The organism is Ectobacillus sp. (assembly GCF_056992975.1).
This window is the reverse complement of sequence record NZ_JBXKMX010000015.1, coordinates 1-6,749: the sequence shown is the minus strand read 5'-3', so window position 1 is coordinate 6,749 and position 6,749 is coordinate 1. Positions and strand designations below refer to the sequence as shown.

General features: G+C 37.2%; 9 protein-coding genes and 1 pseudogene. 2 read left to right on the top strand and 8 right to left on the bottom strand.

The genetic code is table 11. The annotated features are described in order from the left end of the window. Nucleotides 1–149 (top strand): annotated as a pseudogene (locus AC11ZT_RS00675) (DUF438 domain-containing protein); the annotation flags it as partial. A 194-nt stretch (nt 150–343) separates the two neighbouring features. Here the strand turns inward: AC11ZT_RS00675 and AC11ZT_RS00670 are convergent. From AC11ZT_RS00670 to AC11ZT_RS00655, 4 genes are all read right to left on the bottom strand, one after another. Next, the gene (locus AC11ZT_RS00670) at nt 344–469 is read right to left on the bottom strand and encodes a hypothetical protein (protein ID WP_484057760.1); all 126 of its coding nucleotides are present in this window, start codon (nt 467–469) and stop codon (nt 344–346) included. A 140-nt stretch (nt 470–609) separates the two neighbouring features. Continuing rightward, nucleotides 610–1,239, bottom strand: a complete 630-nt coding sequence (locus tag AC11ZT_RS00665; RefSeq protein ID WP_484057759.1) for a hypothetical protein — start codon at nt 1,237–1,239, stop codon at nt 610–612. Next, complete coding sequence (locus tag AC11ZT_RS00660; RefSeq protein WP_484057758.1) at nt 1,220–1,630, bottom strand: hypothetical protein; 411 nt, start codon at nt 1,628–1,630, stop codon at nt 1,220–1,222. The genes AC11ZT_RS00665 and AC11ZT_RS00660 overlap by 20 nt, the downstream gene beginning before the upstream one ends. Then, a complete protein-coding gene (locus AC11ZT_RS00655; RefSeq protein ID WP_484057757.1) occupies nt 1,627–2,481 on the bottom strand; it encodes an ABC transporter permease subunit in 855 nt (284 codons plus the stop codon). Before AC11ZT_RS00655 ends, AC11ZT_RS00660 begins: the two co-directional genes overlap by 4 nt. Before the next feature lie 93 nt (nt 2,482–2,574). On the opposite strand from AC11ZT_RS00655, the gene AC11ZT_RS00650 reads away from it, so the two are divergent. Then, entirely contained in the window at nt 2,575–2,919 is a 345-nt protein-coding gene (locus AC11ZT_RS00650; protein ID WP_484057756.1) for a hypothetical protein, read from the top strand. A 52-nt stretch (nt 2,920–2,971) separates the two neighbouring features. Here AC11ZT_RS00650 and AC11ZT_RS00645 read toward each other — a convergent pair whose 3' ends face one another. The 4 genes from AC11ZT_RS00645 to AC11ZT_RS00630 all read right to left on the bottom strand — a co-directional run bounded on the left by AC11ZT_RS00645 (nt 2,972) and on the right by AC11ZT_RS00630 (nt 6,583). Then, nucleotides 2,972–3,958 (bottom strand): hydroxyacid dehydrogenase, encoded by a 987-nt coding sequence (locus tag AC11ZT_RS00645; RefSeq protein WP_484057755.1) that lies wholly within the window; start codon nt 3,956–3,958, stop codon nt 2,972–2,974. Between the two features lie 25 nt (nt 3,959–3,983). Beyond that, a complete protein-coding gene (locus tag AC11ZT_RS00640; protein ID WP_484057754.1) occupies nt 3,984–4,943 on the bottom strand; it encodes a bile acid:sodium symporter family protein in 960 nt (319 codons plus the stop codon). Nucleotides 4,944–5,114: 171 nt separating this feature from the next. Beyond that, nucleotides 5,115–5,678, bottom strand: a complete 564-nt coding sequence (lepB, locus tag AC11ZT_RS00635) for a signal peptidase I (RefSeq protein ID WP_484057753.1) — start codon at nt 5,676–5,678, stop codon at nt 5,115–5,117. Between the two features lie 125 nt (nt 5,679–5,803). Continuing rightward, the gene (locus AC11ZT_RS00630; RefSeq protein WP_484057752.1) at nt 5,804–6,583 is read right to left on the bottom strand and encodes an undecaprenyl-diphosphate phosphatase; all 780 of its coding nucleotides are present in this window, start codon (nt 6,581–6,583) and stop codon (nt 5,804–5,806) included. Between the last annotated feature and the right edge of the window lie 166 nt (nt 6,584–6,749).

The following is a 6,749-nucleotide window of genomic DNA, read 5'->3' as shown; positions in this document are numbered from 1 at the left end:
ATTTCTGGATTAAGTTTCATGATAAATATATATACATTCGCTATTTTGCAGTACGAGATGAAAATGGAGAATACATGGGTACTCTTGAATTCACGCAAAATATCAGTCCGATTCAAGAAATTGAAGGGGAAAAGCGGATTCTATCCTAAGTGTAATTCAACTTTTTCGCTATCACTGAACTGTACCAGAAATAGCACCGTGAGAATGCAAAAAACATCAGCCATTCAACTGATGTTTTTTGCTGTTTTTATAAGTCGGTACTCCACTTTATTGTTAATTAACTTTTGAACTTGAGTTTCAGACTTATTATGTAGAGACAGACGTCTAACTAGCCTGAAAAAAACTAACCTTGTTCGTCATTATCGTCTATTTTAACCGGAACCATCGCACGTTTTTGCTGAGCCATTTGTTGATATGCAACAAGAAGTAATGCTGCTAATGCAATTGCAAAGAAAGTCATGCCATTCATAATCCATGCACCTCCATTTTAAATGCCTATCAATCTATTATTAGGTATTTCTTATTACATCTTTATTATACACCTAATTTTTGAAAACGGATACATTTCACAAAAATGTTGAAATAGTTGTACATACTCCTATCTGTATGCTAGTCATCCTTTTTATCTAAAGGAGCATGCAGTACTGCAAACGCCTCTTTCTCAAGAGTTACAGTATAGTTCGATATATCATCTTGTTGCTGTTCCCATTTATTCTGCCCCTTATTATTACAGGCATCCCTTATTCCCTCAGTAATCAGGTTGAGAAAGAAAATGGTAATCGCAAATGCACAAAGTGGACTTAGTACAATCCACGGTGCCAGATTAAATTCGTATCGATCTAACCCAATTAATCCTGCCCATTCACTTGTTAATGATACATATTTTGTATCCATAGTAGAGATTTGAATTTCGCGTTGCCCGCCAATAAAAAAATGGAGAAGTCCCAAATGAACGAATAACACTAAAGCTTGTACAATGTGCTGCATAAAAAGAATCAGTACTTTTTCTCTTAGAAATAGGCGTATATGAGTTTTTACTAAGTACCATTTTGATGCCCCCATTAAAATGGCGCTATTTACATACTCTTGTTTCATTAATTCATCAATTTCTTCTGACACATACGCAGATAGCATAGGTACACCTACACCCATACAAACAGCCAATTGATACAGGATGATGATCCATTGCGAGGATGGTACAGCATCATAAATAGTAAGACTAATATATACAGGTGCCATCAAAATATATACAAGAAAAATAGGTGGAATTGTAGAAAATGCTTGGTTGAATCCTTTTCATTCGCTTACGAAAGCTCATACATATACCCATACATACACTGACGAATATTCGAAAAAAACTTACGAAAATTGCAAATCCAATTGTATATTTTGCCCCTTCTACAATTTTATACAGAATGGGTACGCCGTATCGATCTGTACCAAATGGAGGCATTTGCAGTGGCGTAAACGGAGCAACAGCAATTAAATCCTTATTCCCGTTGTAAAGCAATTGCTTAGGCGCCGGCAGATCCTTCACATATAGCGGATAGAATAGGCTCGCCATCAGTATGATTCCAAGTGCCACTATACCAATGACGATACGTTTCGAATACATCCTCTCTTTCATCATACGACCCCCTCCTCTCTTCCGCTAAATCGGTCTATCATAAGTGAACCGAAGATATCGAAAATGGTATAAGGAATGAAAAATAGGATAATAATAAGAAAACTAACATCTAATTTTTTTACTCCATAAGAAATGAGATACATCATAATCCCGTTCATGTTAAAGATGTACTCTAGGATAAAAAGGTTAGAGAGCATCAATCCATACATTGTTTTGGCGTGATGAAATAAATGGATACATACGTTGCGCAGCAGATGAATGATGACAATATAGGAAAAGGAAAATCCTTTCCCTCTTACGACTAAAACATATGGGAGCCGTTGCTCATCCTCTAGATGCAGAATAAGCATTCGAAATAATTGAATGCTTGGCAAAATACATAAGCATAAGATCGGAATCACATATGCCTTTTTTGCTCCGAAATTTATAATTTGAAACGGCATCTGCCCTGTTTGCTTTAAGAACCAAATGAGTAATGCTTGTATTCCAACGATGATCATTACATCCGGAATAGCTTCCATTACAAATAACAACCGCTTTATCCATGCTTTCATCGTTTGGTTAAAAATCATATATAGAATGCTTAGTATCATTGCTACAGTAAAAGCAATAAAAAATGCGCTTGCTAACAAGATCATAGAATAAGAATATGGACTCCATATGTTTGAAAAAACCGTAATTAGATTAACCTTACTAAGGGAGTATAGCAAATCTTCTATTGCAAATACGTACAAGAATGGTTGAAAGGAAACAGTATGATTATAGGTAAACAACGAAGGCAAACAAAGAATTAAAATCGTTGCGATCATCACCTGAAATAGGGTAATCATACTTATTCGTAATCTGCTAAACATTTCTATCTCTCCTATATGATATAATTAACAAAACTTTACAATATTATATCATTTTCTGGGAATACATGATAGAAAAGGAAATGAGGAGTGCTTATGAAGTTCCTACTAGTAATCACGATAACTGGTTTGCTTTTATCTGGATGCTCTGCAGATATCCAAACTTCGCGAACACAGCAAAAACCGGTCGATAATGTAGAAACTATAAATACAACAGGGATTTCCGCTACCCAATTTGCTACTATCAAGGAAGGAATGAGCTATGAAGAAGTAAGGCAATTACTTGGAAGCGAAGGTGAGGTAATCAATGAATCTGGAGAAAAAGGAACGCCTATCTATAAAGTGGATTATGCATGGCCAGGTAAGACATCCAAAACAATGGGCCGTGTTACGTTTCTAGATGGAAAAGTGATAAGTACATTTCAAAATGGTCTGCAATAGCTATGAATGTAACATGTAATAGGAGCCATTTATAAAACGGCTCCTATCTTTCTTATATTCGTGTCAAAACTTCTGGATTTGCAATATACTCTACTTTCTCTCTGTGAAAAAAGCGAATGACATTTTCTGCTACTGTCGTGGCTGTAATATAGTTACATTCAACTGTTGTCCCTGCGACATGAGGCGTTACCAGAACATTTGGTAGTGATAATAGTGGTAAATCCTTTGCAGGAGGCTCAGGATCAAATACATCTAGAGCTGCTCCCGCAATTTTTTCTTCTAGTACATAATGATACAAATCTTCCTGGTTAACGACTGCTCCCCGGGCAGTGTTAATCAAATACGCAGAAGGTTTCATATACGATAAAAGGTTTGCATCAAAAAAATGCTTTGTGCTTTCTTGAAGCGGAATATGAATAGACACAAAATCAGCTTGTTTTACGACTTCTTCTATATTAGTTGTTAGGTTCACACCTATTGCATGTGCTATGCTCTGTTTCGAAGAATCATAGCTCCTAACCCATGCCGTTACCTTCATTTCAAGTCCGAGTGCCAATCGCTTCGCCACTTCCTGTGCAATATTGCCAAAGCCAATCAATCCAACCGATTTTCCCTTTAATTCATAGGTGGGTATGGTATTTCTTGCCTGGTAGTTACCTTGTTTCATTTCATGATGGAATGAAATGACAGATTTACTAAGCGCCATGATGAACATGACTGTATGTTCTGCCGTAGAAACTTTATTGACCGACGGAGCATGTAAAACAGCAATTCCTTTTTTCGTTGCATAGTCTACATCAATATTATCAAGACCGACACCTGCCCCAGATATCATCTTTAAATGGGGAGCAGCGTCTATAACTTCTTTTGTAATTTTTGCAGGTGCTCGTAAAACAATTCCGTCAACATCGCCTGCTAATTTACATAAGTGCAAAATATCATATTCATTTGTTTGGATGACATTGGCACCCTTGCGAAGAATCGTTTCTCCTTCTTCATGATACATCGGAAGAATTTGTAATATGCGAGGTTTATTCATCTATATCACAGTCCTTTCTTGAAATTTAACTTGCTTTTGCCATTTCTCTTTTTTTATAATATCGATCTAGCACATGACCATTAAGCGATGCTAGTGTTTGCTGAAATAACATACCGAGTATGACAGGAACTGCTACTGCAGCAGGAAAATAGGTAATGGCTACAACTGCACCTGCGCTAATGTTTCGCATGCCTCCTGTAAAGGTTAAGGTTATTACATCCTCTTTATCAAAGTGAAGTACTTTCCCCGTTAACCATGAAAGAGCATAACCGGAAGTGGAAATAACTAGAATCATGAAACAAATCAAAACAAGTTTTCCGTTTATATGTACGAGGTAAGGTGCGACATTGGCACTATTAATCATAACAACAAGACCTACTCCAATTTTAGAAAACGGAGACAATGGTTTTCCTACTGTCGTTTTTACCTTCCCATCTGTCAGCTGATTTAGCAGCATGCCTAAAACAGAAGGCAGAACGACCATTCCTAGTAAACCTTTCATAATCGGCCATACATCCATAGAAACAGCACCGCCGCCTAATAAGGCAATGCTATAGGGAACAATAAGAGGAGATAATAGTGTATCAATTAAGATAATAGACAACGCAAGTACCGCATTCCCTTTATAAATAGTAGTCCATATTAAACTAGTAACACCTGTTGGGATTACAACCGCTAAAATTAATCCGGTTATTGTGAATGGATCCCCGCTAAATGATAGATGCCCAAGCAGCCAAGCAACAATTGGCATGAGGATGTGTAAGATAACTAGCACAACGATTGTTGGCAGCGGATGAAGAACAACACGCTTTAATGATTTAAAGCTCGAACCCAAGCTTCCTGTAAATGTAATAAAAGCAAAAATCCATGCAACAAGAAAAGCAAAGGATTTCAGATGGTCAGCAAAAAATACACCTAGTACTACACTTGTTGGTGTAATGATCGGCATCACTTTTTCCAAAAAACGATTCAGTTTTGACAACATTCTCAGTTCACTCCTACTGCTACATAACTATTTTTTTTCATGACAAAATGACCATCTCAAATTACTATTGCAACTAACTTATCTTTTTTTGAATTGTAAGTAAAGAGCAAAATTTTATAAATCCCCTCATTGCTTGCATAAAAAAGCATCAGAAGGCTATTCCCTCTGATGCTAAAACCCAAATACCTTTGATCCTAATACATGATCGATTGGAACAAATCCAATTTCTCTACTGTCTTTGCTATTGTTGCGATTGTCACCCATTACAAATACATGTCCACTCGGTACTTTCCATTTTCCTTGTGCGACTAGCGTCATTTCTTCTTTTATGTAAGGCTCATCTACGAGAGTGCCATTTCGATATAACTTATGATCTTTTAACTCAATTTCATCTCCAGGCTTACCGATAATACGCTTTACATAAAGAAAGCTATCTTGGCGTTTGTTTGTAACAAGCTGAAATAGCGCATTTTCTGTAATATCGTCAAGAACAGAACGTGCCCGGTCCACCCGACTATCAATAATAACAACATCCCCATAATTAGGTTCTTGAGAAAATGTGTGTGATAGCTTTGAAACCATTATCCGTTCTTGATCTCGTAATGTCGGATCCATAGAATGTCCTTCAACCTTATAAGGTTGAATCAGAAAAACACTTGTAATGAAGGCCAATACAAAAGCAATGGCTATGGAACGAATCCAACTCCATATCTCTTTTACTACTTTACTACCCAAGAAAATACCTACCCTTCTAAACAAAATATACTGCTAGTAAAAGAGTACCATGTTTTTGCCTATAATAACAATGGCTGTATCACTGTTCTATAGGATAATTCATCGCATATTATGTAACGTTTATCTTAGAAAACACCGTAAAACTGAAGACTAAGTATAAGTATGCCAAGCAGCCATACATAATAGGAAAATATTTTTAAGGAATGATTCTTTAAAAATTGAATCATCCACGAAACGGCTATGTAGCCAAAAAACGCTGCGGATAGCGTACCAATAAATAGAGAAGCTCCCGAAATCGTTTCTGCTTTTCCTTGTACAATATCTCCTGTCTGTAATACGATGGCTCCAATTATCGCCGGTGTGGATAATAAAAACGAAAAGTAGGCTGCTGTTTCCCGGTCTAGCTTACGCCATAATGCCGCGACAATTGTCATACCAGAACGAGAAATAGCTGGAAAAATAGCAAACGCTTGAAAGGAGCCAATGATTAGGGCATCTTTGTAAGTAATATCCTTCATCTTTTTACTCCCACTTTTTCCTACTTCGGCTATGTATAGAAAACAGCCTGTTGCTAAAAATTCCCACCCGATGGTCACTCCTGTTTTTGATATTTCCTCAAAAAAATCTTTAAATAAAAGTCCGATAATAACGGCAGGTATTGTTCCTACAACTAGAAGAAACGTCAATTTACTAAAGGGACGTTTGATAATGCGAATCCACTCGTTCCGGTAATAAACAACTACTGCTAGTAACGTTCCAAGATGAAGCATCGTATCTAAAAATAAACCAGCGTCATCTAACCCAACTAGATGACGACCCAAGTATAAATGGCCCGTGCTACTAATCGGCAAAAATTCCGTTAACCCTTGAATAATACCTAATAAAAAAGCTTCTAGCCCATTCACAAAAGTCCCTCCTCTTTACGCTTGTACCAGTATATGCGAGGAAAGTAGCGTTCATGATGCAAGGTAAGAAGCTGATTTATAAAAAGGCTCTGTTAAAAAACTTGCCTGTTGATTTCCGCTCCAGGTGCGAGCTTTCCGCGGGCGGCTCGGGAGCCTCCTCGGCGCT

Bases quoted from the DNA above. Each gene is read 5' to 3' on its own strand.
- AC11ZT_RS00670 (WP_484057760.1), bottom strand. From the start codon at position 469: ATGAATGGCATGACTTTCTTTGCAATTGCATTAGCAGCATTACTTCTT.
- AC11ZT_RS00665 (WP_484057759.1), bottom strand. From the start codon at position 1,239: ATGGCACCTGTATATATTAGTCTTACTATTTATGATGCTGTACCATCC.
- AC11ZT_RS00660 (WP_484057758.1), bottom strand. From the start codon at position 1,630: ATGATGAAAGAGAGGATGTATTCGAAACGTATCGTCATTGGTATAGTG.
- AC11ZT_RS00655 (WP_484057757.1), bottom strand. From the start codon at position 2,481: ATGTTTAGCAGATTACGAATAAGTATGATTACCCTATTTCAGGTGATG.
- AC11ZT_RS00650 (WP_484057756.1), top strand. From the start codon at position 2,575: ATGAAGTTCCTACTAGTAATCACGATAACTGGTTTGCTTTTATCTGGA.
- AC11ZT_RS00645 (WP_484057755.1), bottom strand. From the start codon at position 3,958: ATGAATAAACCTCGCATATTACAAATTCTTCCGATGTATCATGAAGAA.
- AC11ZT_RS00640 (WP_484057754.1), bottom strand. From the start codon at position 4,943: ATGTTGTCAAAACTGAATCGTTTTTTGGAAAAAGTGATGCCGATCATT.